The 26,057-nt window shown below is 67.0% G+C and carries 26 protein-coding genes; 13 read left to right on the plus strand and 13 right to left on the minus strand.

Going from position 1 to position 26,057, the window contains the following annotated elements; genetic code table 11:
• The first annotated feature begins 45 nt into the window (after positions 1-45).
• A complete protein-coding gene (locus tag EV646_RS08135; RefSeq protein ID WP_132145621.1) occupies positions 46-975 on the plus strand; it encodes a nucleoside hydrolase in 930 nt (309 codons plus the stop codon).
• Here EV646_RS08135 and EV646_RS08140 read toward each other — a convergent pair.
• Genes EV646_RS08140 through EV646_RS08175 form a run of 8 tightly spaced genes read right to left on the minus strand, consistent with a single transcriptional unit; the run spans position 965 to position 10,476 of the window.
• Positions 965-3,751 carry an FAD-binding and (Fe-S)-binding domain-containing protein gene (locus tag EV646_RS08140; protein WP_132145623.1) on the minus strand — a complete coding sequence of 929 codons (2,787 nt, stop codon included), beginning with the start codon at positions 3,749-3,751 and terminating at the stop codon, positions 965-967. The two genes, EV646_RS08135 and EV646_RS08140, sit on opposite strands and share 11 nt — an antisense overlap.
• Positions 3,752-3,777: 26 nt before the next feature.
• Positions 3,778-4,803: a LacI family DNA-binding transcriptional regulator gene (locus tag EV646_RS08145; RefSeq protein ID WP_199236866.1), complete on the minus strand. Its 1,026-nt coding sequence runs from the start codon at positions 4,801-4,803 to the stop codon at positions 3,778-3,780.
• A gap of 10 nt (positions 4,804-4,813) precedes the next feature.
• A complete protein-coding gene (locus tag EV646_RS08150) occupies positions 4,814-5,686 on the minus strand; it encodes a sugar phosphate isomerase/epimerase family protein (RefSeq protein ID WP_132145625.1) in 873 nt (290 codons plus the stop codon).
• Positions 5,683-6,657: a Gfo/Idh/MocA family protein gene (locus EV646_RS08155; protein WP_132145627.1), complete on the minus strand. Its 975-nt coding sequence runs from the start codon at positions 6,655-6,657 to the stop codon at positions 5,683-5,685. The genes EV646_RS08150 and EV646_RS08155 overlap by 4 nt, the downstream gene beginning before the upstream one ends.
• An 8-nt stretch (positions 6,658-6,665) precedes the next feature.
• Entirely contained in the window at positions 6,666-7,589 is a 924-nt protein-coding gene (locus tag EV646_RS08160; protein WP_241995548.1) for a TIM barrel protein, read from the minus strand.
• Between the two features lie 12 nt (positions 7,590-7,601).
• Positions 7,602-8,375 carry an ATP-binding cassette domain-containing protein gene (locus tag EV646_RS08165; RefSeq protein ID WP_132145629.1) on the minus strand — a complete coding sequence of 258 codons (774 nt, stop codon included), beginning with the start codon at positions 8,373-8,375 and terminating at the stop codon, positions 7,602-7,604.
• A complete protein-coding gene (locus EV646_RS08170) occupies positions 8,372-9,442 on the minus strand; it encodes an ABC transporter permease (protein ID WP_132145631.1) in 1,071 nt (356 codons plus the stop codon). The genes EV646_RS08165 and EV646_RS08170 overlap by 4 nt, the downstream gene beginning before the upstream one ends.
• 8 nt (positions 9,443-9,450) lie before the next feature.
• A complete protein-coding gene (locus tag EV646_RS08175) occupies positions 9,451-10,476 on the minus strand; it encodes a substrate-binding domain-containing protein (protein ID WP_132145633.1) in 1,026 nt (341 codons plus the stop codon).
• Positions 10,477-10,772: 296 nt separating this feature from the next.
• On the opposite strand from EV646_RS08175, the gene EV646_RS08180 reads away from it, so the two are divergent.
• Together EV646_RS08180 and EV646_RS08185 are read left to right on the plus strand one after the other, a co-directional pair.
• The gene (locus EV646_RS08180; protein WP_132145635.1) at positions 10,773-12,206 is read left to right on the plus strand and encodes a sugar porter family MFS transporter; all 1,434 of its coding nucleotides are present in this window, start codon (positions 10,773-10,775) and stop codon (positions 12,204-12,206) included.
• A 5-nt stretch (positions 12,207-12,211) separates the two neighbouring features.
• Positions 12,212-12,580 carry a universal stress protein gene (locus EV646_RS08185; protein WP_132145637.1) on the plus strand — a complete coding sequence of 123 codons (369 nt, stop codon included), beginning with the start codon at positions 12,212-12,214 and terminating at the stop codon, positions 12,578-12,580.
• Here the strand turns inward: EV646_RS08185 and EV646_RS08190 are convergent.
• Positions 12,574-13,581, minus strand: coding sequence for a LacI family DNA-binding transcriptional regulator (locus EV646_RS08190; protein ID WP_241995557.1), 1,008 nt, complete (start codon positions 13,579-13,581; stop codon positions 12,574-12,576). The two genes, EV646_RS08185 and EV646_RS08190, sit on opposite strands and share 7 nt — an antisense overlap.
• A gap of 246 nt (positions 13,582-13,827) precedes the next feature.
• Between EV646_RS08190 and EV646_RS08195 the strand changes: the two genes are divergently transcribed.
• Genes EV646_RS08195 through EV646_RS08220 form a run of 6 tightly spaced genes read left to right on the plus strand, consistent with a single transcriptional unit; the run spans position 13,828 to position 19,766 of the window.
• A complete protein-coding gene (locus tag EV646_RS08195; RefSeq protein WP_199236867.1) occupies positions 13,828-14,880 on the plus strand; it encodes a sugar ABC transporter substrate-binding protein in 1,053 nt (350 codons plus the stop codon).
• On the plus strand, positions 14,877-15,929 hold the full coding sequence (locus EV646_RS08200; protein ID WP_132145641.1) for an ABC transporter permease: 1,053 nt from the start codon (positions 14,877-14,879) through the stop codon (positions 15,927-15,929). The genes EV646_RS08195 and EV646_RS08200 overlap by 4 nt, the downstream gene beginning before the upstream one ends.
• Before the next feature lie 2 nt (positions 15,930-15,931).
• Positions 15,932-16,729 carry an ATP-binding cassette domain-containing protein gene (locus tag EV646_RS08205; RefSeq protein WP_132145643.1) on the plus strand — a complete coding sequence of 266 codons (798 nt, stop codon included), beginning with the start codon at positions 15,932-15,934 and terminating at the stop codon, positions 16,727-16,729.
• Positions 16,726-17,892: a Gfo/Idh/MocA family protein gene (locus EV646_RS08210; RefSeq protein WP_132145645.1), complete on the plus strand. Its 1,167-nt coding sequence runs from the start codon at positions 16,726-16,728 to the stop codon at positions 17,890-17,892. The genes EV646_RS08205 and EV646_RS08210 overlap by 4 nt, the downstream gene beginning before the upstream one ends.
• A 15-nt stretch (positions 17,893-17,907) precedes the next feature.
• The gene (locus EV646_RS08215) at positions 17,908-18,906 is read left to right on the plus strand and encodes a sugar phosphate isomerase/epimerase family protein (RefSeq protein WP_132145646.1); all 999 of its coding nucleotides are present in this window, start codon (positions 17,908-17,910) and stop codon (positions 18,904-18,906) included.
• A complete protein-coding gene (locus EV646_RS08220) occupies positions 18,903-19,766 on the plus strand; it encodes a sugar phosphate isomerase/epimerase family protein (RefSeq protein WP_132145648.1) in 864 nt (287 codons plus the stop codon). Before EV646_RS08215 ends, EV646_RS08220 begins: the two co-directional genes overlap by 4 nt.
• Here the strand turns inward: EV646_RS08220 and EV646_RS08225 are convergent.
• Genes EV646_RS08225 through EV646_RS08235 form a run of 3 tightly spaced genes read right to left on the minus strand, consistent with a single transcriptional unit; the run spans position 19,763 to position 22,199 of the window.
• Positions 19,763-20,464 (minus strand): CDGSH iron-sulfur domain-containing protein, encoded by a 702-nt coding sequence (locus tag EV646_RS08225; protein WP_132145650.1) that lies wholly within the window; start codon positions 20,462-20,464, stop codon positions 19,763-19,765. The two genes, EV646_RS08220 and EV646_RS08225, sit on opposite strands and share 4 nt — an antisense overlap.
• Entirely contained in the window at positions 20,461-21,456 is a 996-nt protein-coding gene (locus EV646_RS08230; protein ID WP_241995567.1) for a ferritin-like domain-containing protein, read from the minus strand. The genes EV646_RS08225 and EV646_RS08230 overlap by 4 nt, the downstream gene beginning before the upstream one ends.
• On the minus strand, positions 21,453-22,199 hold the full coding sequence (locus tag EV646_RS08235; protein ID WP_132145652.1) for an SDR family oxidoreductase: 747 nt from the start codon (positions 22,197-22,199) through the stop codon (positions 21,453-21,455). The genes EV646_RS08230 and EV646_RS08235 overlap by 4 nt, the downstream gene beginning before the upstream one ends.
• A gap of 390 nt (positions 22,200-22,589) precedes the next feature.
• Here EV646_RS08235 and EV646_RS39915 point away from each other — a divergent pair, with 390 nt between their 5' ends.
• Entirely contained in the window at positions 22,590-22,826 is a 237-nt protein-coding gene (locus tag EV646_RS39915; RefSeq protein WP_199236868.1) for a hypothetical protein, read from the plus strand.
• A 16-nt stretch (positions 22,827-22,842) separates the two neighbouring features.
• On the plus strand, positions 22,843-23,124 hold the full coding sequence (locus tag EV646_RS39920; protein WP_199236869.1) for an Rdx family protein: 282 nt from the start codon (positions 22,843-22,845) through the stop codon (positions 23,122-23,124).
• Here EV646_RS39920 and EV646_RS08245 read toward each other — a convergent pair whose 3' ends face one another.
• Positions 23,125-24,117 carry an aldo/keto reductase gene (locus EV646_RS08245; protein ID WP_132145654.1) on the minus strand — a complete coding sequence of 331 codons (993 nt, stop codon included), beginning with the start codon at positions 24,115-24,117 and terminating at the stop codon, positions 23,125-23,127.
• Positions 24,118-24,276: 159 nt separating this feature from the next.
• On the opposite strand from EV646_RS08245, the gene EV646_RS08250 reads away from it, so the two are divergent.
• Positions 24,277-24,873 (plus strand): hypothetical protein, encoded by a 597-nt coding sequence (locus tag EV646_RS08250; protein ID WP_132145656.1) that lies wholly within the window; start codon positions 24,277-24,279, stop codon positions 24,871-24,873.
• On the plus strand, positions 24,870-26,021 hold the full coding sequence (locus EV646_RS08255; protein WP_158290919.1) for a ComEC/Rec2 family competence protein: 1,152 nt from the start codon (positions 24,870-24,872) through the stop codon (positions 26,019-26,021). The genes EV646_RS08250 and EV646_RS08255 overlap by 4 nt, the downstream gene beginning before the upstream one ends.
• Positions 26,022-26,057 lie beyond the last annotated feature (36 nt).

Raw genomic sequence — 26,057 nt, forward strand, 5'->3', positions numbered from 1 at the left:
CGCGCAGCAGGTGGCACCTATTGGCGGGACCTCTAACATGTGCCGATGGCGATTCCGCTCGTACTCGACTGCGATCCCGGGCATGACGACGCGATGGCGCTGCTGCTGGCGGTCGCCGATCCGGCGGTCGAACTGCTGGGGGTGACGACGGTCCACGGCAATCAGACGGTCGAGAAGTGCACGCTCAACGCTCGCCGGGTGCTGTCGCTCGCGCGCGTCTCCGAAGTCCCGGTCGCCCGCGGTGCTGATCGCCCGTTGGTCCGCCCGCTGCGGATCGCCGACGACGTGCACGGTGAGACTGGGCTGGACGGCCCGCTGTTCACCGACGAGCCAAGGGTGCCTGAGGCAACAACCAGTGCGCATGAGCTGCTGATCGACGTACTGACGCGACAGCCGGCGACGATCGTGGCCACCGGAGCGTTGACGAACATCGCCCGGCTGCTCGCGGATCGCCCGGACCTGGCCGGCCGGATCGACCAGCTTGTCTGGATGGGTGGATCCACCGAGCGCGGCAACGTGACGCCGTACGCGGAGGCCAACTGCTTCGTCGATCCCGAGGCGGCCGACCAGGTGCTGCAGTCGGGCATCCCGTTCACCATGTGCGGGCTCAACGTCACCCATCAGGCTCTGGTGACAGAGGACGTGCTCAAAGCCTTCGGTCAGATCGGCACGCCGCTGGCACACATCTGCATCGAATGGATGACCTTCTTCGCCTCTACCTATCGCCGGCTCTGGGGATTCACCGCGCCGCCGCTCCACGATCCGGTCGCGGTGGCCCGGGTCATCGACCCGTCGATAGTCGGCTGCGTCGAAGCCAACGTCGTCATCGAAACCGCCGGCGAGTGGACCGCCGGCGCGACCGCGGTCGACCTGCATCACTACACCGGACGCGCACCCAATGCCCGCGTCGCGGTGGAACTCGACCGTACGGCGTTCTGGGCCAAGCTGGTCGACGCGGTGAAACTCATCGGCTAGCGAGCAGCTCCGCGAGATGCATCGCCGGAATGCCGGCCAGGTCGTCGAGCTGCACCCGACACGACATCCCGTCGGCGAGCACGACCGCGTCCGGGTGGGAGCGGACCGCTGGCAGCAGGTGGGTCTCGGCAACCGCGACCGATACCTCGTAATGCCCTTCCTCGACGCCGAAGTTGCCCGCGAGCCCACAACAACCGGGCACGCGGGTAACGCTTGCGCCGGCCGCCTTCAGCAGCGCTTCGTCCGCCTCCCACCCGAGTACGGCGTGATGGTGGCAGTGCGGCTGCGCGACGACCTCGACTCCGGTGAGATCCGGCAGCGGCAGCTCCAGCCGCGTCACCAGCTCCGCGAACGTGAGCACGCCCTCGGCGACGGTTCGCGCCTCTGGCAGGTCGGTCAGCTCCAGCAGGTCCGAGCGCAGCGTCGCAGTGCACGATGGCTCCAGCCCGACAACCGGGACGCCGCTGGCGACGTACGGCGCGAGAGTCCGGGCCGTCCGGGTCATGATCGCGGTCGCCTGGTCGAGTTGGCCTGTGGTCACCCAGGTCAGCCCGCAGCACGCGTGGTCCGAGATGACCCGCACGGTGAGCCCATGCCTCTCCAGGAAGGCAATGGCCGCCTGGCCCGATTGGGTGAAGAAGTGGTCGGTGAAGGAGTCCGCCCAGATCCAGACATCCGGGATCTCCTGACCGAGCTTCGCCGTGGCGGCGGACCGCTTCAACGTCTTCGCGGCGAGCCTCGGGATGGATCGCCGCTGATCCATGCCGACAGTCTTCTTCGCCAGCTTCTCGAGCGGTTTCACCCGCAGGGAGGCGTTCGCCAGCGGCCCATAGGCGAACCGAACCCACTTCGGCAGCTGGCCAAGGAACCGGTGCGACCTCGGCCGCCGCGCGGTCGCACCAGGAGCGTCGTACTTCTGGTAAAGCGCTTCGGATTTGTACGTCGCCATGTCGACGCCGGTCGGGCAGTCGGACGCGCAGCCCTTACATGCAAGGCAAAGATCGAGAGCGTCGTGTACGGCGTCATCGCCCAGCCCGTGCACCACCGAGCCGTCGAGCGCCTCCTGCAGCACCCGGGCCCGGCCACGAGTGCTGTCCTTCTCGTCGCGGGTGGCCAGGTACGACGGGCACATCACGCCGGTGGTTCTGGGAGCAACGCATCGGCCAACGCCGGTGCAGCGGTGGACAGCGGCGCCCAGGTCGCCCTTGTCGTGGATGAGCCGCAGGCCAGGTTTCTTCGGCGCTGTGACCGGCCGGACCGGACCGAGGTCGTCGGTGATCGACGCCGGGTTCACGATGTTGCCCGGGTTCATCAGGTTGTCGGGGTCGCAGATCTGCTTCGCCTTGGTGAACAGCGCGATCGAGTCCGCGTCGTACATCAACGGGAGCAGTTCGGAACGGACTCGGCCGTCTCCGTGCTCGCCGGACAGTGAGCCGCCGTACTCGGCCAGCTTGATGGCGCAGGCGGTCATGAACTCGCGGAACACGCGCGAGCTGGCTGGGTCGCCGTGCTGGAACGGGAAGTCGATGCGGCAGTGGATGCAGCCGTCGCCGAAGTGGCCGTACGGGTACCCGCGCAGGTCGTACGCCACCAGGAGTTCCTCGAAGTCGCGCAGCCACCTGCCGAGCTGCTCCGGCGGAACCGCCGCGTCCTCCCAGCCCGAGTGGGCCGGCGTGGGCAGCGAGCGACCGGCCAGCGCGGCGCCGTCCTCGCGGATACGCCACAGCGCCGCGGCCGCTCGCGGGTCGTCGACGAGCACGCTGTCGAGCGCGCCGCCGGCCACGCGCAACTGCTCGACAAGCTCGGGAGCGTCGACACCAGCCACCTCGACCAGCAGCCAGCCGCCACCCTTAGGAAGGGCCGGGACGGGCTTGCCCTTACCCCGCACGAGGTCGACGATCCGGGCGTCCATCCCCTCGCAGGCGATCAGCCGGCCGGGCGCGGCCGCGAGCAGAGTGGGTACGGCGTCGGCGGCCTCGGCCATGGTCTCGTAGCCGAGCACCACCAGCAGCCGGCCTGGCTCATCCTCCACCAGCCGGACCGTTGCCTCCAGCACCGTTGCCAGCGTCCCTTCGCTGCCGACCAGGAACCTGTCGATCCGGCGCCCGTTCTCCGGCAGCAAATGCTCCAGGCTGTAACCCGAGATCTGCCGCCCGAACCGCCCGAACGTCCGACGCACATGCGCCAGATGATCATCCGCCAACGCCGTCAACCTGGCCGCCGTCCCAGCGCCCGCCGTCGCGTCGCGGCCGAACGTGGCGGTCTCACCGTTGCCGAACAGGACCGTCAGGCCCTCGACATTGTCCGCGGTCCGCCCATACCCCAGCGCCCTCGACCCGCACGCGTTGTTGCCGATCATCCCGCCGATCGTGCACCGCGTGTGAGTCGACGGGTCCGGCCCGAACCGCAGCCCGTACGGCGCCGCCGCCCGCTGCAACTCCGCATGCACCACCCCTGGATCAACCGTCGCCGTCCGGCTATCCGGGTCGATCGAGATCCGCCGCAGCCCACGGGTATCGACCACGATCCCAGGCCCGACCGCGTTGCCGGCGATCGACGTACCCGCGCCGCGCATCGTCACCGGGACACCGAGTTCACGCGACACCTGCTGCACCAACGCCAGCTCATCGGTGTGCCGGGCGCGCACGACCACCTGCGGCACAACGCGATACAAGCTCGCATCGGCGGAGTACAGGGCACGCGCCAGCGTCGAATCGTCCACCCGACTGACGCCGACCCGTCGCAGCGCAGCAGCGACCTCTTCAGCCTGTGTCATCGCCTCCACCCTAACGGCGGATGGCTCTAGCCGCGCTTCCTCGGTGCCGCGGTGCTGCTGCGGACGACGAGAGACGTCTCGACGACGGTCTCCCGCGGTCGCATCTCCTGGCCCTCGACCCGACGTACGGCGGCCTCGACCGCGGACACACCCATGAGGCCGGGATCCTGTCTCACGCTGGTCAGGTCCACGGATGACAACCGTGCGATCAGCGCGTCGTCGAAGCCGGCCACGGACACATCGTCCGGGATCCGGACGCCGTTGCGGATCAGCGTATGGAGAAGGCCGACCGCCGCGTGGTCGTTCGGGGCGACGACAGCGGTCGGCAACTCACGGCGCTCGAGGAGCGTGCGCGCCGCCGCCGCGCCCACTTCCTCGAAGTAGTTGCCTTCGGTGTAGTCGCCTGGCATGGACACGATGTCCCCGGCCAACTCGAGGCGCTTGACAGCACGCTCGTAACCGCGGCGACGGAGGGGACCGGGCGGCATCGAGGCGGGATCGACGTACGTGATCTGCCGGTGTCCCAGCTCGGCGAGATAGTCGACGAGCTCCTCGATCCCTCTGTCGCCGGACGACCGTACGACGTCGTAGAACTGGTTGCGCCGGCCGTACCCCACGTCCACCACCGGAACCAGGCTTCGCTCGGCGACAGCTCTCAAGCCGGTGTGCTTGAGGTCGGAGCCGATGACGATCAGTGCGGCGCAGCGGTGGCCGAGCAGCTCCTCGACCGCCTGGTCGGTGCTCCGGGTCGCCGTCTGCGCGCTGAGCATGACGTCGTACCCACGCTCCGCGGCTGCCGGGTAGATCGCCTCGACGATCTCGGGCTCGGTCGAGTGGGCCGGGGCGAAGATGACACCGAGGTCTTTGCTGCGGGCGCGGCGCAGCGACCGCGCGGCGACATGCGGGCTGAAGCCGAGCTCCCGGGCTGCCTCGCGCACCCGGCGCCGGGTCTCGTCGCTCGCTCCCGGCGCATCCCGCAGTACCAGCGAGACGAGCTGCCGGGAGACGCCGACGTGAGCCGCGAGGTCAGCCATCGTCGGCGGACGGGGCACTGAATCTCCTTCAGCCACTGATGAAGGCTAACCCCTTGTCGATCTCTGCCCGCATGAACGTGGCCGAGTCGCGGGCACGGTCCTCCCAAGCGAACACACACGAGGTCATGATCGTTTCCTCGCGATCAGCGAAGCCCAACTCGCCGAGCGTGGCGAAGAGCAGGTCCCAGTCCACCTCACCCTGTCCGATGTCGAGGTGCTGGTGGACCCGGGCGGTCGATCCCGGTGGATTCACGATGTAGCGCAGGCCGGACGAGGCGCGGTGGTCGAACGAGTCGGCCAGATGGAGGTGAGTCAGCAGCGGGCCGGCGTACTTCATGATCTCGGCCATGTTCCCGCCCATGTGGAAGGTGTGTGGGGCGCAATACAGGAAAGAGACGTACGGCGAGTTGATGCCGCGGATCATGTCGATCGCGACGAGACCGTCCTCGACGAAATCGTCCGGGTGCGGCTCGAGCCGCAGCTGCACGCCCTCGCGCTCGAAGACCGGGAGCAGCTCTTCCATCGACTTCCAGAACATCGCTTCACTCCGGCTCGACTGCTCGGGTCGGCCGTTGAACTCCGAGTTCATGACGCTGCAGTCGAGGTCGACGGTGAGCTGGATCGCGCGCTTCCAATACCGCACTGCCGCTTGCCGATCGTCCTCGTCAGGGCCCGACCAGCGATACAAAGGCAGGTGCGAGGCGATCTGCACGCCGGCCGCGTCGAGCGCCTTCTTGAAGGACTTCACGGTGTCGTCGCCGGCGCGGGCGTGCAGGAAGAACGGGGTGAAGTCCTCGCGGGGGGACAACTCGATGTATTCGTAGCCCAGCTCGGCGACCAGACAAGGCAGCTCGAGCAGAGGCGTCGTACGGAACATGTAGGGGTCGAGCGCAACCTTCATTCGGGTGTCCCTTCGTAGAGCGCCGGCTTGTCGCCAAGCACGACTGCGACGCGTTCGCCGGTTTCGAGAGATCGCACGCCCGCGTCGCAGACCACGGTGGCGGCGTAGCCGTCCCACGCACTCGGACCGATCGGCTGCGACGCCGTGTCAATCCATTCCTGGAATTCGGTGTCGAAGGCGGCGGAGAAGCGCTCCCGCCAATCAGCCAGAGCCGGGCTGGAGGCTGCCAGCGCGGCGGCACCGGACTCCCCCACGACCTCGCCGCGGATGTCGTAGCCGTAGCGGATGTTGACGCTTGTCTCGACATTGACCAGTACGCCGCTCTCGGTCTCAACGACCATCAGCAGTGGATCCCGGAGACCGCCTCCGAGGCTGTTCTGCTTGGCCGGTACGACGCGGATCGCGGTGAACTCCTCACCCAGCAACCAGCGGGTCACATCGAAGTCGTGGACGGCCGTGTCCACGATCGCCATCTCGCTGGTGTAGCTCTCTCCGACCGAAGGATTGCGATGCGCCGAGTAGCAGATCAGCGGAGCTCCCACCTCGCCGGAGTCGATCCTCGCCTTGAGCTCTCGGTAAGAGGCGTCGTACCGGCGCATGAAACCGACCTGAACGAGCCGGCGACCGGCCGCAACCTCGGCGGCGATGATCCGCCGGCACGCCTCGGCCGTCGTCGCCAGCGGCTTCTCGCAGAACACCGGCTTGCCGGCCGCGATCGACGCCAGCACGAACTCTTCGTGCGTCGGTCCCCACGAGGTGACGAGTACGGCGTCCACCCGGCCGGAGCGGATCAGCTCCTGACCGCTGTCGAACACCTCGGCGTCCGGCAGGTCCCCGGCGACCTGCTTGGCCGCGTCGAGGTTGACGTCGGTGACGGCCGTGATCTCGGCCCCCGACAGCACCTGGCTGATCCGGCGGATGTGCTCCGTCCCGATCATCCCGGTGCCGATGACTCCGATGCTCAACGTCATGTCTTCTCCTAGTAGGGCCAGCGACGGACGGGACCGAGTCCACAGCCGGTGTAGTAGCCGGCCGTGCGTGCGCCGATGGGAAGCGGTATGTGTGGTTCGACCGGGTAGAGGTCTTGCTCGATGACGCAGAAGATGTCCCGATCCAGCTGGCCGAGCGCCTCGATCAGCGGCGGCATGTCGGGCTCGCCGTACGGCGGTTCACACATCACCCCGAGCTTCACCGCCTCCGACAGCGGCAGCTTCTCGGCCACCGCCCTCGCCCGTACGGCGGGATCGACCGACTTGAGGTGGACATACGTGATCCGCTCGGGAAAGCGCTGGACCAGCGACAGGTTGTCGCCTTCGCAGTACGCGATGTGGCCCGTGTCCAGGCAGAGGTTGACCAGGTCCGGGTCAGTGTCTTCGAGGAACCGCTCGATGCGCTGCTGGGTGTCGACGTGCGTGTCGACATGCGGGTGGAAGACGAGCTTCACGCCATACGACTCGAAGAGATACCTGGCCAGCTCGTCGGTGCCGGTGACCAGGTTCTTCCATTGCTCCGGGTCGATGTCGGCTTCCTGAGTCGCCTCGCCGGTGTGCATATCCGTGTACTGCTCCGGCAGGTGCACCAGGTACTCGGCGCCGAGCGCGGCCAGCAGCTTGGCCTCCCGACCGAAGGCGTCTTTCGCCTTCTGCAGCGCGGCGGCTCCTTCGTGCAGCCCGGCGAAGACCGTGCCACCGCAGACGGACAGCCCGCGCTTGGCCAACTCGTCCTTCAAGCGCGAAGGGTCCTGCGGCATGAAGCCCTGCGGGCCGAGCTCGGTATGGACGTAGCCCACCGCGGCGATCTCGTCGAGGTAGACGTCCCAGGTCACCTGGTGCGGATCGCTGGCAAACCACACTCCCCAGGAGTCGGGGGCGGTACCGAGACGAAGCTTGGACAGGTCGGTCACAGTTTTCCTTTCTCAGGCGAGGGGCTTGCCTTGGCGGAACCGCTTGACACCTTCGGCGCCTTCGACGACCGCGGCCGTCAGCTCCTCGACGCTGGTGTCCTCGCGGGTGGTGTCGAGAATCTTGCGGCCGTGGTTCATCACGATGTGGCGATCGCACACCTTGTACGCGTGGTGCAGGTTGTGCGTGACCAGGACCGACGAGACGCCTTCGCTCTTGAGCTGGACCAAGTAGTTGAGCAGCGCCTCCGTCGCCCGTACGGCGAGCGCACTGGTCGGCTCGTCGAGGATCAGCAGCGAGCGCTTGAAGTGCACCGCGCGGGCGATGGCCACCGCCTGCGCCTGTCCACCGGACAGCGAACTCACCAACTGCTTGGCGCTCCTGATGCCCTCGATCGCGACGACGCTGTCGAGGATCTCGGTCGTGATCGCGTCCATCGCCCGCAGCTTCAGGAAGCCGAACCGGTTGGTGATCTCGCGGCCGGCGAAGATGTTCCGGGTGATCGACATGGTCGGGACCAGCGCGGAGTCCTGGAAGATCGTCTCGACACCCCGCCGCTCGGTCTCGGGACGGGAGACCCGATTCACCTCCTCGCCGTCCCACACGTAGCGACCGCTGCTCATCGACACGACGCCGGACATGATCTTGACCAGCGTGGACTTGCCGGCGCCGTTGTCGCCGAGGAGACCGACGACTTCGCCCTTGCCGATCTGGAACGACACATCCTTCAGCACCGTGTTCGGGCCGTAGTTCTTCGAGACGCCTTCCAGGCCGAGCAGCGTGCTCATGTCGCCTTGCCTTCCATGAACTTGTTGAAGACCGCGGCGATGACGATCGCGACGCCGAGGAACAGCTGGACGTAGAAGCCCGGAGCGTTGCCCAGGACCAGACCGTTCTCGATCGTCAGGATCAGAGCGCCGCCGACGACCATCCCGGTGACCGAGCCGCGCCCGCCGGTGAGCGAGCAACCACCGACGACGGCGGCCGCGATGGCGAGCAGCGTGTAGCTCTCCGTCGTACCGGGCTGCATCCCGGACGTACGGGCGACGTACAAGGACGAGGCGATGCCGACCATCACGCCGAGGAAGGCGAAGGCCTGCAGCCGCACGGCTTTCGGCTTGATCGAGACGGCGGCCGCTGCGGCCGCGTTACCGCCGACCGCGAATACCTTGTTCCCGGCGCGATGCCGGTGCAGCAGGAACCAGGCCGCGATGCCGACGACCACCAGCCAGACCAGCTGCGAGCGGAAGTAGCCGTAGTTGCCGGCCATCAGATTGACCATGGTGTCGGTACGCACGCCGGGGAAGAACGTCGCCGGGGTGTTTCCGTTGACATAGATGCTGACACCGGTCCAGAAGAACGACATCCCGAGCGTCGCGATGAACGACGGGATCTTCGTGCTGACCACGATCAGTCCGTTGATCACCGCCACCGCGATGCCGACCGCGACGGTGGCGGCGAACGCGACCGGCCAGCCGGCGCTGTTCGCCGTACGGATGAAGACCACGCCGCAGAGCCCGATGGTCGCACCGATGGAGAGGTCGAATTCACCGGCGATCATCAGCACGCCCGCGCCGATGGCGAGGATCGCGAGGACCGGAATGTTCTGTGACAGTACGCCGGACAGGTTGTTGGAGTTGAGGAAGGCGAACCCGGCCGGGTTGACCAGCGAGGTGACGACGAAGCCGATCACGATCGCCAGATAGACACCGCTGATCTCCAGGGCGCCGCGGCCGCGCAGGTAATACAGGTTGTCTTTGAGTCGGTCGACGGTGGTCGCCGGCTGGCTGTCTGCCAGCCGGCGCCGTTCCGGAGCCGGCTCCTCCAACACCACGGGAGGTTCCTTGACGCTCATCGGTTCTCCTACCAGCGGACGCCCTGGAGCGCCTTGTCCTCGAGGTTGGTCACGGTGGACTTGTCGATCAGCGAGTTGCCGCCGGAGTTGACGTTGGCCGGCGAGAGCCCGAAGTCGAGGAAGAGCGCCGCCTCCATCACGGGCTGGAAGCCCTGCACATAGCCCTGCTGGTCGGCGGTGGCGATGATCCGGCCGGACTTGATCCCGGAGATGACCTGCGGCGAGGTGTCGAAGCCGACGATCGGGACCTTGACCCCGGCCGCGTCCTCGGCCTGTACGGCGTTGCGGTGCGGCGTACCGCCGAGCGGGACGATCGCCTTGACGTCCTTGTTGGCGGTGAGCCAGGCCTGCATCTTGTCCAGCGCCGGCGCATCCTCACCAGAGGTGCGCAGGTAGGTGCACTTGACGCCCTTGGCCTTGAGCACCGACTCGACGCCGCCACCGCGCTGGATCGCGTACTGCTGTGACGGTTCCTCGGCCGGGCAGAGCACCTTGTCACCGGCGGAAAGCTCGACACTCTCGACCAGCTTCTGGCCGACCAGCTTGCCGACCTCGACGAAGTCCTGGCCGACGAAGGCCTTCACACAATCCTTCGCCGGTCCGGTCGGCGGGACGTTGTAGGCGAACACCGCGACACCGGCCTTGCTCGCCTCGCAGGCGGCGTTCTCCCACGCCGGGTCGTTGAACGGGATGACCAACGCGGCCGGTTTGCTGGCCGCGCTGGCGTTGATGAGGTCGGTCATCTTGCCGGTCTCGCCGGCCGCGGTCTCGGCCTTCAGGGTGAGCTGCGAGACCTGGGCCGCGTCGTCGGCGCCCTGTTTGATCTGGTTCCAGAACGCGTCCTGGGACGGGTCGTAGTAGGTGATGAACTCGACGTTCCGATTCGTCGCGCGACCGCCGAAGCCGTCCTTGAGCGCTGCCGGGGAAGAGGCGTTCGCCGAGTCGGAGGAGTCGCAGGCGGTCAGTGCTCCCAGCGGCACGATCGCGACGGCAGCCAGCGCCGCCAGGCGCAGCTTGAACGAGGGAATGGACACCTTGGGTGAGCCTTTCTAGGGCGTCCGCCGCCGCAGCCCGGGGTCTGCGGAAGATGGCGATACGAGATGCCCGGCGCCGGCCGCCAGGGCTGTGACTGGTGTCACGGGCTCATGGAACTGGCACGTGCTAGTCGCTGTCAAGATCTCGCATCCCCAGAATCACTAGCACGTGCCAATTCCTTTGTGCGTTCGGTCTTGACGCGGCCACACCCCGGCTCTACGGTCCTGGACCAACGCGAAGTCTGGCACGTGCCAGTCAATCACCCGAGGAGAGCTCGAGCGGAAGGTTTTCGACCATGACCCACGCACCCGGCACGACGGGGGCGCAGCATCCGGCCTTACCCGCCGACAGCCCTGGCCCGCACTCCAGACGTCTGGGACTCATCGCCGTCGTCGCGACGTTCGGCGGTCTGCTCTTCGGCTACGACACCGGCGTCATCAACGGCGCCCTGGCACCGATGAAGGACGACCTCGGACTGACCGCCTTCACCGAAGGTTTCGTGGTCAGCATCCTGATCTTCGGTGCGGCCATCGGCGCACTCGTCGGCGGCCGGCTCTCCGACCGCTACGGCCGGCGGCACAACATCCTGATGCTGGCCGCGATCTTCGCACTGGGCACGATCGGCTGTGTCCTCGCACCGAGCTGGCAAGTACTCGCGCTCTTCCGGTTCATCCTCGGCCTCGCGGTCGGCGGCGCCTCGGCGACCGTCCCGGTGTACCTGGCCGAAGTCTCGCCGTACGAGCGTCGCGGCAGTCTGGTCACGCGCAACGAGGTGATGATCGTGTCCGGGCAGTTCGCCGCGTTCGTGATCAACGCGATCATCTTCCAGCTCTGGGGTGAGCACGACTCGGTCTGGCGGTTCATGCTGCTGGTCGCCGTCGCCCCGGCGATCCTGCTGTTCGTCGGCATGTTGCGGATGCCGGAGAGCCCGCGCTGGCTGTCGTCGCAGGACCGGGAGTCGGAGGCGCTCGCCGTACTCAAGCAGGTGCGTTCACCCGAGCGCGCGGAGGCCGAGATGGCCGAGGTACGGGCGCTGGCCGAAGAAGAGAAGCTGGCTCAGACCGGCGGCTGGGCCGACCTCGCGGTGCCCTGGATTCGGCGGCTGCTGCTGATCGGCATCGGGCTCGGCGTGTTCCAGCAGTTCACCGGGATCAACTCGATCATGTACTACGGGAGCCAGCTCCTCGAGGACGCCGGATTCTCCGCCGAGGCCGCGATCCTCGGGAACACCTTGTTCGGTCTGGCCAGTGTCCTGGGCATCTCGGTCGGCATCCTGGTGATGAACAGAGTCAACCGCCGGACGATGCTGCTGGGTGGCTTCGGGCTCACCACCAGCTTCCACCTGCTTGTCGGGCTTGCCGCCCTGTTGATGCCGGACAACTCCGTCAAACCGCATGCGCTGCTGGTGTTCGCCGTACTGTTCGTGTTCTCGATGCAGGGCACGATCGGGCCGCTCGTCTGGCTGCTGCTCGCGGAGATCTTCCCGCTGAAGATCCGCAGTTTCGCGATGGGTGTGTGCGTCTTCTGCCTCTGGATGGCCAACGCCGGCGTCGCGTTCGGCTTCCCGCCCGTAGTCTCGTCCGTCGGCATCGCACCGACCTTCTTCATCTTCGCCGGCCTCGGTGTGTTCGCCCTCATCTTCATCGCCACGTCGGTCCCGGAGACCCGCGGCGTCACGCTCGAACAGTTCGAAGACACCTTCAAGGCCGCGCACGCGGAGAAAGGCTGACCCCGATGACTGTGCTGGTCGCCGTACCTGACAGCCCCGAGGGCGTGGCCGCCCTGGCCGCCGCCGTCGCCGAAGCCGAGCTCCTCGACACCGACCTCGTCGCCGTTAACCTGGCTCTCAAGCCGCTGGACACCTCCACCATCCCCTCGACTGTCGAACTCACCGTGCTCGAACGCCACGGCAAGTCCGACCGCGATCCCGCCGACGCCGTCCTGGCCGACATCCAGGAACACCGCGCCCAACGCCTGGTCATCGGCGTCAAACGCCGCTCCCCCGTCGGCAAAGCCCTCCTCGGCAGCATCAGCCAACGCCTGTTGCTGGAGTCCCCCATCCCCGTCCTCGCCGTCAAAATCAACGAGGACCGCGACTACTGACGACGTGCCGGGCCGGTGGTGGAACGGAGGATCAGGTCAGGCTCGAGGACCAGTTCACGGTCGGGTACGGCGGTCTCCGTCGTACGGGCGATGATGCGGTCCAGGGCTAGGTGGGCCATGGCATGGGGAATTTGCTGGATGCTGGTGAGGTCGAAGGCGCGGGCGATGGCACTGTCGTCGAAGCCGATGACGGACACGTCGCCGGGGACGTCGAGGCCGTGCTGGGTGAGGACGCTCATGGCGGCCGCGGCGATGTCGTCGTTGAAGGCGACGATGCCGGTGGGCAGCTTGTCCTTCAGCAACTCCCGGGCGGCGAGCTGCCCGTCGAGTTGGTCCTCACCGTCGCAGCGCACGATCCGGATCTCGCCGTCGAGGCCGTGTGACCGCATCGCCTTGACGTAGGCGTCGCGGCGCGAGACTGCCACCAGCCCGGTCCCGCCTTGAAGATGGGTGATCCGGCGATGGCCCAGGTCGACGAGGTGCTGCACGGCCTGGGCCATGCCGTGTTCGTCCGACGTACGCACGATGTCGACGCCCGGGTGGGGGACGTGCCATCCCATCACGACGAGGGGCACACTGCCGGCGAGTAGTGGTTCGGCGACGGGTGGGCCAAGCATGATCAACGCGTCGAAGCGGAAGTCGTGCAAGGACGCCAGCGCCCGCTTCTCGTCCCGGCTGGTGGTGAGGGCGCTCAGGACAAGATCCCACCCGCGCTCTTCCGCCGCGGCGTACAGGCCGTCGATGAGCTCGAGGTGGAACCGGCCGGCCCGTCCGAACAGTACGCCGATGACGTGCGCCTTGAGGCTCGCCAAGGACCGGGCCCGGACGTCCGGGCGGTAGCCGAGCTGCTTCGCGACCGCCAGGATTCGCTCCCGGCTCTGCGGGCTCGCCCCCGGCGCGTCGCGCATCACGATCGAGACCAGGGCCGGGGAGACTCCCGCACGCTTCGCGACGTCCGCGAGGGTGACCCGCCGCCGCGGCCACGGTTGCTCGTCCGCCACGTCCCCGACCACCTCTCTGGCTCCCCACGACCGGCTCACCGTAGCGCACCAGGCCGGTCGAGCAGACCGACTATAGCGCTCCAAGGCTCTCCTGAAAAGACCATCTAGAGCGCTCTAGCACTTGACAGCGAAATCAGTTCTAGAGCGCTCTAAAATGTCGTAACAAAGTATTGACACGAGCGAAACGTGTCGCTTCCCTGGTGACTGGCGCCACTCCGGCGCGGCCTCATGAAGGGAGCGACTCCCGTGTCACTCAAGCCCGCTTTACGCCCTCGATGGGCTCTGGCCACCGTGGCGGTCCTGCTGCTCACGACCGCCTGCAACAGCGGCAAGCCATCCGCCGACAGCAGCAGCTCCAGCGACGGCACACCGGCCGCCGCCGCCAACGCGGCATCCGGCGGTACGGCGATCTTCGTCATCGGCGGCAAGTCGGACGACCCGTTCTGGTCGAAGGTGAAGCGCGGGGTCGACGACGCGGCCAAGGTCGTCCAGGCACAGGGCGGGTCGGTCACCTTCCTCGGTCCGCAGACCTACGACAACCTCGGCCCGGACGCCGCCAAGCTGGTCGACTCCGCCGTCAGCCAGGGCGCGGCCGCGGTGATCGGCCCCGACTGGGTGCCGGAGGCGGAGGACGCGGCGTTCAAACGCGTTGTCCAGAAGGGCATTCCGCTGTTCATCTACAACGCCGGTGGGATCGAGGCCGCGAACAAGCTGGGCGCGCTCAACTACATCGGCAGCGACGAGTACACGGCCGGCAAAGCCGGCGGCGAGTTCTTCGGCAAGCAAGGCGCGAAGAACGTGCTGTGCGTCAACACCGTCCCGGGCGCCTCGAATACCGAGGCCCGCTGCCGCGGTATCGCCGACGGCGTCAAGGCCACCGGCGGTACGTCGAAGCAGCTGCCGATGCCCTCGTCCAACTTCGGCAACCCAACCGCCGTTGCCCAGGGCATCAAGGCGTCACTGCTCAAGGACGACACCATCGACGGCGTCGTCACCATCAGCACCCAGGACGCCGACAGCGCCGCCAGCGGCATCCAGCAGGCCAGTGCCGGCGACAAGGTCAAGCTCGGCACGTTCGACCTCGACGAGTCGCAGCTCAACCGGATCAAGGACGGCAAGCAGCTGTTCGCGATCGACCAGCAGCCCTACATGCAGGGCTACCTGTCGGTGTCCATGGCCCAGGGTTACCTCAAGTACGGGCTGGAGCTGCCGCAGAAGCCGCTGCTGACCGGCCCGGCCGTGATCAGCAAGGACAACATCGACTCGGCGATCGCCGGCGCGAAGGCAGGTGTCCGATGACGACCACCCACGTTGCCGCACCGCCCAAACCACGGGTCGCCGCGCCGTCCGGAATGTCGATCGGTGACCTCGCCCGCCGGCCGGAGACCGGGGCACTCATCGGCACCATCAGCGTCTTCGTCTTCTTCGCGATCTTCGGCGGCGGGCAGTTCCTCTCCGCCGGCGGCGCGGCCAGCTGGCTGAACGTCGCCGCCGAGCTCGGCATCATCGCCATCCCGGTCGGCCTGCTGATGATCGCGGGTGAACTGGATCTGTCCGTCGGCTCGGTCCTGGCGTCGAGTTCGATGACGGTCGCGATCGTGTCGGGCTACTGGGGCGCGCCGGTCATCGTCGGCATCGTCGCCGCACTCCTGCTGGGTCTCGTGGTCGGATTCCTCAACGGCCTGCTGGTCACCCGCACAGGAGTCCCGTCCTTCATCGTCACCCTCGCAACCCTGTTCGGGCTGTCCGGCCTCACGCTCGGTCTGTCCAGGGTCATCACCGGTACGACGAGTGTCGCGCTGGACCCAGGCCCGCAAGCCAAGCAACTGCTGGGCACGCTGGTCGCCGGCAAGTTCGAGGTGGCGATCTTCTGGTGGATCGCCGCGATCGTCGTGATCGGCTGGCTGCTGCACTTCAGCCCGTGGGGCAACTGGGTCTTCGCGGTCGGCGGCGACAAGGAGAGCGCCCGTACGACGGGCATCCCGGTGCAAGGCGTGAAGATCGCGCTATTCACGGCGTCCGCCTTCGGCGCCGCGGTTGTGGGTGTCATCCAGAGCATCCTCTACAACAGCGCCCAGGTTGCGAACGGCCAGTCGTTCGTCTTCAACTCGATCATCGCCGTCGTCATCGGGGGCGTGCTGCTGACCGGCGGCTACGGCTCGGTGGTCGGTGTCGTGCTCGGCACGCTGACGTTCTCGATCGTCAGCCAGGGGATCTACTACACCGGCTGGAACTCCGACTGGGCGGCTCTCATCCTCGGTGTGCTGATCCTGGCCGCCGTACTGATGAACAACACGTTCCGGCGGATGGCGTTGTCCTACGCGCCGCGGATGAAGAAGAAGGGCTGACCATGGTGACACCACTGCTCGAGTTGCGCGACGTCTGCAAGTCGTTCGGCGCCACCGACGTACTGACCGACATCTCACTGCGTGTCCACCCGGGTGAAGTGCTCTGCCTGCTGGGTGACAACGGGGCGGGCAAGTCGACCTTGATCAAGATCCTCTCCGGAGTGCATCAGCCGACGACGGGAAGGATCGAGGCGAACGGTGAGGCGGTCGTCTTCCGCAGCCCGCGCGATGCGAGTACGCACGGCATCGCGACCGTGCACCAATTCGGCGGGACGTTCCCGCTGATGACGATCGGGCGCTCGTTCTTCGTCGGCGCCGAGCCGACCAAGTGGCGTGGTCCGTTCCGGCGGTTCGACCGGAAGTTCGCCGGCGGGATCGCCGTACAGGAGATGCAGAGCCTCGGGATCACCCGGGTCACGGACGGGGACCGGCTGGTGGGCGGTCTGTCCGGTGGTGAGCGGCAGGCGCTGGCAATCGCGCGCGCCGTCTATTTCGGGGCGAAGCTGCTCATCCTCGACGAGCCGACGGCGGCGCTCGGTGTGAAGGAAGCCGCGCATGTACTGCGCATCATCATGCAGGCCCGGCAGAAGGGCATCGCGGTCGTCCTGGTCACCCACCACGTGACGCACGCGATGACGGTCGGCGACCACTTCGCCGTACTGATCCGCGGTGCGCTCGCGGCCGACTTCCGCAAGGGCGAACGGTCGCGGGAGGAGATCACCGACCTGATGGCCGGCGGAGAGGCCATGGCCGAACTCGAAGCCGAGATCGAGTCCTACACCAAGGAAGGTCAGCTGTGAGTCGACTGGGAGTAGCGGTGATCGGGGCCGGGATGGTCGGCCGGGCTCATGCCGCGGGTTATCGGACCGCCCCGCAGCTCTACGACCTGGACCTGCCCGACATTCGCCTGGTGGCGATCGCTGACGCGCATGAACCGTTCGCGGTCGACGGTGCTCGACGCTTTGGGTACGAGCGAGCGGAGACGTCGTGGCAGGCCATCGTGGAAGCGCCGGACATCGACGTCGTTTCCGTTGCCATCGCCAACGTGTTGCACCGGCCCGTGGTCGAGGCGTTGCTTGCCGCCGGCAAACATGTGTTGTGCGAGAAGCCGCTGGCTCCTTCAGTCGATGATGCCAAGGCCATGGTCGCCGCGGCCGAAGCTGCTGACACCCAGTCCGGGGTCGGCTTCTCGTTCCGTCGTACGCCGGGAATCAACGCCATCCGTGAACAACTTGGAGCTATTGGGCCGGTGCGGCATTTCAACGGCCACTACTGGTGCGACTACGCGCAGAACTCCGGCAACCCGATGAGCTGGCGCTACAAGGGCGGAGCGGGTACGGGCGCTCTGGCCGACATCGGCAGTCACCTGATCGACCTGGGCGAGTACCTGTGCGGCCCGATCGCGAGTGTCAGCGGCGCTGTCTTCCAGACCTTCACCACCGAGCGTCCGGTGCCGCTCGGAGCAACCGTCGGACACGCGGCCGGTGCCGTGGGCGACACAGCAGAGCCGGTGGAGAACGAGGACATCGCGACCTTCACGGCCACCTTCGCGAATGGTGCCGTCGGCACCTTCTCGATCAGCCGGGTCGCGCACGGCCTGCCGAACGGGCTCGGCTTTGAGATCTTCGCGGCCGACGGCGCCGCGGCGTTCGACCTGAATCGTCCGGGCGAGTTCAGCTTCGCCGATCACGGTCCCGACGGGAAGACGAACGGCTTCCGGTCGGTGCTGATCGGCCCGCAGCACCCGGGGATCGACAAAGGCATCCCGATGGACTTCCCGTCCGTCGGCCACGGCCAGAACGACCTGTTCGCCTGGCAGGCCCGCGCGTTCCTGGACCAGGTTGCCGGGCTCGCCAAGCTCCCGCTGGTGCCGTCGCTGGCCGACGGTCTGCACAACCTGGAAATCCTCGCGGCCGTCACCCAGTCCGCACTCAACAACGGGCAAGCCGTCTCGCTGATCTGAAAGGAAACGCCACCTATGAAGCTCGGCGCCTACACCGCCTGCCTGCACGACAAGACCCTCGAGGAGGCACTGGAGATCCTCCGCGACCTCGACCTCACCAGCGTCGAGATCAACGCCGGCGGTTTCATCGGTACGCCGCATCTGCCGGTCCCGGAGTTGCTGGCGAACCCCGACGCACGGAAGGAGTACCTCGCGATCTTCGACCAGTACGGCATCGAGCTGACCGCGCTGAACTGCAACGGCAACCCGCTGCACCCCGATCCCGAAGTCACCCACGGCGAGGATCTGAAGCGGACCATCAAGCTGGCCGGCCTGCTCGGTATCAAGACCGTCATCACGATGTCCGGCCTCCCGGCGACCGAGGCCGGCGGCACCCGGCCGTCCTGGACCGTCATCCCCTGGGACAGCGTCTACAAGGAGACGCTGGACTACCAATGGGACGAGGTCGCGGTGCCGTTCTGGACCGAGATCGAGGCATTGGCCGCACAGTACGACGTACGCGTCGCGATCGAGATGCACCCGCACAACCTGGTCTTCAACCCGGCCACCCTGAAACGGCTGGTCGAGCGGACGAACGCGACGCACATCGGGGCCGAAATGGATCCCAGCCACCTGTTCTGGCAGCACATCGATCCGATCCAGGCGGTCGAGGATCTGGGCGAGCTGGTGTTCTTCGCGGCGGCGAAAGACACGCTGATCCACGAGACCGCGGCGATCAACGGCGTCCTGGACGACCGGTTCGAGTGGATCCCGGCTTCGGAGAAGCCGCTCGGTCTCGGTGGGCACTACACGGTCACCCGGTGGCCTGCGGTTCCCGGCTGGTCATTCGTCGCGGTCGGGCGTGGCCACGATGTCGACTTCTGGGCCCGCTTCCTGACCGCATTGCACAAGGTCAACCCGCAACTCCCGGTGAACATCGAACACGAGGACGCGTCGTTCGGGCAGATCGAGGGTCTGAAGTTCGCCGCCGACAACCTGATCGCCGCGGCCGACCAGGCCGGAGTACTCGCATGAAGGTCGCTCTGGATCCGTACATGTTCCGTACGACGCCTCTGCTCGAGCTACCGGCATTGGTCGGCGAGTTGGGCTACGACTACATCGAACTCTCACCTCGCGAAGACTTCACCCCGTTCTTCCTGCACGCCCGCGCCGGCGACGACACCGTCAAGGAATTCAAGAAAGCCCTCGACGCAGCCGGCGTACAAATCGCCTCCCACCTCCCGCTCTACCGCTGGTCCGGACCCGACGAGGAAGAACGCCAAGCCGCGGTCCGCTACTGGAAACGCGCAATCCAGCTCACCGTCGATCTCGACTGCAACATCATGAACTCCGAATTCAACGGCCGACCGGAACAGCCCAGCCGCAGCGAAGCCATGTTCTGGAAGTCCATGGAAGAGCTCTTGCCCGTCTTCGAACGCGAGGGAGTGCACCTCAGGCTGGAGCCCCACCCGGACGACTTCGTCGAAGACGGCCTCGTGGCAGTGGACATGATCCGCGGGATCAACAGTCCACTGATCTCCTTCCTGTACTGCGCCCCACACACCTTCCACATGGGCGGCAACCTGGTCGAAATCATGAAGTACGCCGGCCCGCTGCTGACTCACGTACATCTGGCCGACTCCTTCGACCACCGCGCCTCCTCCGGCCTGCGCTACATCGTCAACCCACCCGGCTCCACCGCCCGCGTCCACCAGCACCTCGACATCGGACAAGGCGAAGTCGACTGGGACCTGCTCTTCGCCACGCTGGCCGAGCTCGGCTTCGCTGATCGCGAGGAGACCGTCATGACCGCCTGCGTCTTCGCGTGGGAGGACCGCGCCCGCGACTCGGCGACGTACATGCGAGAGACCGTCGACAAGTACGTCGCCACCTAGAAGGTCTTGTCGTCGTGGAAGTCTTCGGCCTTGCGGTGGGTGCCGTCGCAGAGCGGTTTGTTGGAGGAGTGGCCGCAGCGGCAGAGGGTTATGCGGTTGCGGGTCTCGAGCGGCTGCCCATCCGCACGGACGACGGGGATGTCGCCGGTGACCCACAACGCGCTGGCCAAGCCGGCTTCCTCCTCCAGCACCGAGATCGCCTGTGGAAGGTCCGGCTCGATCGTGTCTCCGCCGCGGTGGAGGGCGTAGCTGTACGAGCCGGACGGGCAGTGGTCGATCCGGCCCATGATGTTGGACCGGACGTCGCTGTCCGCGGTGTCGGCGAGCATCTCGGCGATCGGCCTGGCGCGGCCGATGCAGAAGGCGGCGTGGATGCACAGCTCGCCGACCCGCTGGGCGGAGATGCCGATGCCGTCGTGGACATGTTGCAGTTCCTCGTACGGGCGTACGTCCGCGGACTCGGTGCCGTCGAACCCGATTACGGCGTGTGTGCCGTCGCAGAACGGTTTCGACTTCGAGTGTCCACAGCGGCAGAGCGCGTAGGTGTCCGCGGTCGGGATGGTCTCGCCGGTCTCCCAGGTCAGTGAGTCGTTGTGCTCTGACACCACCTTGCGTTTGCGTCGTAGCGGGATGCGTCCGATCACGACGTACGGTCCATTCTCGAGTACGACGATTCGGCGGCGCTCGTCGCGGCTCATCGGCGGAGCTCCGGCTCCACGTAGTCGAAGGTCGGGCCGGCTTGCAGCTTCATCAGGGCCTGCGCCTGGGCCTTGAGCGCGTACATCGTGCCGGTCGCCGGGCCGAGCATCTTCGGATTGCCGTTGAGCGCTTGCTCCAGCAGTTGCAGCACCGCGCAGTACGTGTGGTTGAAGTCTTCCTGGGCGTCGCGGACGGGACCGGCATCGTCCAGTCGCGGGTTGGGCGGCATCGGGTAGACGCCGTCGGGGTCGACAGTGATCGCTTCGCCGGTGGGGCCGGATTGCGGGCTGTCACCGCGCTGGAATCGCCTGCCCAGCTTGAGTTCCTGGAACCGGTAGTAATGCGCGACCTCCTCCCGGTCGGGGTGGAAGATGTCCTGGTCGCCGTCCCAGACCTCGCCACGCGCCGTACCTTCGCCCTGCTCGACGATTTCCTCCAGCGCCGCGAGTGCCGAGCCGAGATCCTTCACAGCGGTGAGTCGCCCGCCGCTGTGTCGGAACGGCCCTGCCGTGACTTGACGAGCCGGGTCGCTGGTGAAGACCGCGGACTCGCCGAGCTCGGTACACAGCCGGCGCAGTCCTTCTTCGATCGCGTCGTAGAACTGCGCGATCGTCTCGTAGTCGTCACCCTCGGGCGGCGCACCAGGCGGCGCCGGCTGTTCGAGCCGGAGGAACATCTCCAGCGCCTCCGGCCCGAATGGAACCAGCGACAACTCGAGCTCACCGTGCGGCAGGCGCCGCGGATAGCGCTGCATCATCCGTGGCGTATCCAGCTCAGGCCGCCCGCCGAGGGCATTGAGCAGATTCGCGGCGAGCGCCAGATGGATCATCTCTTCGACGAACACACTGCTCACCACCTGAACGGCCTCAGGATTCCGCTCGGGGTCGAGCGAGTAGAGCGCGCAGAGGTACGGCGGCAACGTCGCGTGCTCCAACTCGATCGCCCACTGCAGGTGCTCGCGCAGACTGTCGAGCGTGTCGATGGGTTTCACTTTGCCGTCTTGGTCCAGTCGTCGAAGTGGAGGTCGCCGAGGGTTGCGTCGCCGTCCGGGACCAGGGCGCCCTCGGTCGGGGAGATGCCGAAGTAGACGGCCTTGGGGTCGGTGACGACCTGGCGGTGGTCGTTGCTGTCGGCAAAGACCTTGCGGAAGAAGTCGTCCATCCGGTAGCGGTCCGGGCCGGCTACCTCGACCTGGCCCTTGAGCGGCGTACCGACGGCGACCCGGCCGACCGCCGCTGCCACGTCGTCGCCGGCCATGGGCTGGAAGAACACATGCGCCAGGTGCACCTCGTTGCCGTCGGTGGCCGCGTCCGCGATCCGCGGGACGAACTCGAAGAACTGAGTCGCGCGCACGATCGAGTACGGAACCGGCCCGGCCTCGATCAGCTTCTCCTGCGCCAGCTTCGCCCGGAAGTACCCGCTCTCGAGCAGCTTGTCGGTGCCGACCACCGACAGGGCCACATGGTGACCAACGCCGGCTTCGGCCTCGGCCGCGAGTACGTTGCGGGTCGAGGTCTCGAAGAAGTCCAGTACGGCGGCGTCCTCCCACACCGGCGCGTTCGACACGTCGACAACCACGGAGGCCCCGGTCAGAACCTCGGCCAATCCCTCGCCGGTCAGCGTGTTCACCCCGGTGTTCGGCGCGGCCGCGATCGCCTCATGACCGTGCTCACCAAGCTTCGCCACCAGTTTCGAACCGATCAGACCTGTACCGCCGATTACCACGATCTTCATCGCACACCTTCCCGTCCGCCGGGGCCTCCACAGCCATCCGGTCACCAGCTAAGACAGGACAGCCCTCCAGCCTGTGACAGGACTACGAGCTGCTGAGGGTGGAGAGGTCGGTCAGGGTGGCGCGGATCACGTCGGCGAAGCGGCGGGTTGCCGGGGCTGGTTTCGGCGGCCGGATCTGGCCTGATAGCGGGTTATGTGACCGCTAGCCCTTTACTTGGGGTTAGCGGTCACATAACCCGCCAGCGGCCCGGGCCACCGGCAGGTGGGCCGGGATGTGGGCGGTTTTGTCCGGATGGCGGGATTCCCGGGCCGGGACCGGGCGATCGGCTGGGCTTGGGACAGGAAATGGGGACCGGCGACCTGCCATAACCTGTTCCAGATCCCGGTTTGGTGTCCGAGGTTCTGGCCGATGCCCGTGATCTGCCCGGATACCGGACCACTCGTTGCCCATGGCAACCGAACCCTCCGACGTGCCCGGATGGTGCACGGTCTGCCGAAGGCGGCCCGCACCGGGCGAACGCCGCCTTCGCCTTCCACATCCTCGAGTCGCTCGCCGCCATCGACGCCGCGTCCGGCCAGAGCGTCTCGATCACCAGCACCTGCGACCGCCCGGCGCCGCTGCCGTGAAGCCATACTTGTCCGTGTGACCAGAGAGCCCCGCTTGGAAGTGGAGTACTGCACGCAGTGCCGGTGGTTGCTGCGGGCAGCGTGGACGGCGCAGGAGTTGCTGACAACGTTCACCACCGACCTCGGTGAGGTCGCGCTCGTTCCGGGAACCGGAGGCGTCTTCGAAGTCCGCCTGGACGGCGAAACCCTCTGGTCCCGGAAAGAACAGAACGGCTTCCCCGAAATCGCCGCCCTCAAGCGCCTGGTCCGCGACCGCATCGACCCAGACCGCGACCTCGGCCACTCCGACCGGCGCTGATCAGACTCCGGCGGAGTCCAGTTCGGCCAACTGGTCTGCGGTCAGGGTGATGTCGAGGGCCGGTACGGCGGCCTCGTAGTACTCGAGCAAACGCGGACCGATGAGTGGGATCACCTTCGGCGAGGCTTGGTGCAGCAGCCAGGCGAGCACGAGCTGGTTCGGTGTCACACCGAGCTCTGCGGCGATCTTGTCGAGCACTGCGAAGCGGGCCTCGGTGTCGGCACCGGCGTACATCTCCATCACCGGGTGGCCTTGCCGCTTCTCCGCGCTGTCGTAGAGGCCTTTGAGCATCGGTGAGTACGCCACCAGCGTGAGGTCGTCGTGTGCACGCAGATAGTCGAGCTGCTCCGGGCCGACGATGGACACGGGATCGACGCCGGGCTTCATCCGCAGGTAGCTGTGCTGCTGCTGAAGCGCGACCGGCGCCGGCCAGTTGTGCTGGGCAGCGAGCTGCCGGATCCGCTCGAGCCGCCAGGTCCGGACGTTCGACCAGCCGATGTACCGCGCCTTGCCGGCTTGCACGATCCCGGCGAGCGCTTCGAGCGTCTCTTCCAGCGGAGTCGCGTAGTCGTCGACGTGGACGTAGTACAAGTCGATGTAGTCGGTCCCTAGCCGGCGCAGACTGTCGTCGATGTCCTGGCGCAGCGTGTCGCCGCCGGCACCTTCGAAGTACGGCGTCATATCAGGCCGGCCGCGGGCCTCATCGGGTTTCGACACCCACGCCGAGCCCTTGGTCGAGAGGAACACCTGATCGCGCTTGCCGGTCCGGGCGAACCACCGCCCGAGCAGCGACTCGCTCTCCCCGCCGACATCCCCCGGCCGCGGCCACCAGGCATAGCAATTCGCGGTGTCGATGAACGATCCGCCCAGCGCGGTGTACCGATCCAGGATCTCGAACGACTCCTCCTCGCCGGTCAGCGTCCCCATCAACATCGCCCCCAGCGCCAACGCACTGACCCGCTCACCGGTCCGCCCCAACTCCACAGTCCTCATACCCCGACCCTAGGCACCACCAAATCAATACGTCCAATGCCGATTTCTCGCGAACTTCATGCACCGCCGGCATCAACTTCAGGCCTGTTCGACGGGTGACTTTGAGAGCACACTGGGGTTCGAGTCGTCGGGGAGGGCGGCTCGGCTGGGGAGGGGACGATGGGGGCGCGGGGAACTGGCGATGTGCATTGGTTGCGGGCGCGGGTCGAGTCCAGGAGCGGGCGGACGGCAAGTCAGCCGGCGCCGCTCGGGACGCCGTGGATTCCGGATTCGCTGACCGGGTTCGATCCGGACGTCGTATCAGCTTTGACGTACGTCGTCATCGACGAACAGGATGCGCCTCCGCCGCGGGGTGCGCTGCTCTTTCTGCTGTCCGGGTGGCCGCGACTGGATGAGTTGGGTCGCGTGCGACATGCCGACCGGCGTCTCGTCCAGGTGGCGGTGCCCTCAGCCACGTGGCAGGAACTGGCCCACGCACGGCGAATTCCGGCGGTCCTGCAAGATCGGCCGCCCAAGATCGGCGACACCTTCGCGATGATGCTGCCCGCGCGTGAGCGCAAATACCTGCTCGATCCGATCGGGCCGATCGCGGACATCACCGCCGACGCACGGAAAGCCGCGAAGGCCGCGTTCTACGGCGCCGTCGCCTCGTCCCTCGACGAAGCACTCGTCGAAAGCGTCGGAGTCACCGAACAGACGGACTCATTGGCCGAGCCCGCCGAATGGCGTGCGTACGTGCGGGAGAGCGCCCGATGACCGCCGGTCCGGTCGAGGCACTGGCCGCCTCGGCCTTCGACGCGTCGAAACCGTTCATCGCGTCGATCGGCACATCAGATCTCGTGTATTTCCTGCTGAACGTCGGAGACGGCGACACCCAGCTGATCCTGCTGCCCGAGACACCCGACGGCCGGCGGCGAGCCGTCGTCGTCGACTGCGCCACCACGAGGAAGCTGCCCGCACTCGTCGCCTCCCTCGGCGAAGCAGGACTACTGCCGGAGCCGCCGCCGGGCCGGCCGCTGTTCGAACTCGTCGTGGCGACGCACCCGCACCAGGACCACATCGGCGGAATGCCCGAATTCCTGGACACCTTCGGCGACCACATCGGCGAGTTCTGGGAACCCGGCTATTTTCACACCGGGTCGTCGTACATCGAGATGATGCGTACGCTCGAGGACCTGGAGAACGCGGGCCACGACATCCGGCATTCCCAGCCCACCAGCGGCTACACCCGCTACCTCGGCACCGTGCAGGTGATGGCGCTGTCACCGGCCATCTCGTTGCGGAATCGCTATGACACCTACGGCATCGAGATCAACAACTCGTCGATCACGATGCGGCTCGAGTTCCCGGCCGGCCGGGTGGTGCAGCGCTTCGAGAACCGGGAATTCGTGAAGCCGGAGACGCGGCGGCTCCTGCTCGGCGCGGATGCCCAAACGGTCTCGTGGGCCCATGTGCTCGCCGACTTCCCCGAACTCAAACCGGAACAGACGCCGGCCGCCGAAGCGCTGCGGATCGCGCTCGGATCCGATCCACTCAAAGCCGACGTCTTCAAAGTGCCGCACCACCTGTCCAAGCACGGCCTGAGCCTCGAACTCGTGGAGCAGATCGCGCCGTCCCTCAGCCTGGTCTCGTCAGTCGCGGGCGGCGGCAAGTTCAACTTCCCGCACACCGTGTCGCAGGACGCCCTGCGCGAGGCCCGGCAAGCGGTCAGCTCAGGCAAGGTCAAGCGGAAGGCCGATCACCAGCTGGGCATCCATTACACCGGCGCCAAGGACACCGCCGGCCAGGAGCTCGGCACCATCGGAGTCGTCATCCCGCCCCAGGGCAAACCAAAGCTCTGGCGCTTCGGAGACCGCCCCCGCGACCTGGTCGACCTCGCAGGCGCCCGCCGCTGGAAACTCTGACCAACTAAACCGGTGCTTCCGCTGTCTAATGAGAGT

This window comes from Kribbella antiqua, assembly GCF_004345665.1.
Lineage (GTDB): Bacteria > Actinomycetota > Actinomycetes > Propionibacteriales > Kribbellaceae > Kribbella > Kribbella antiqua.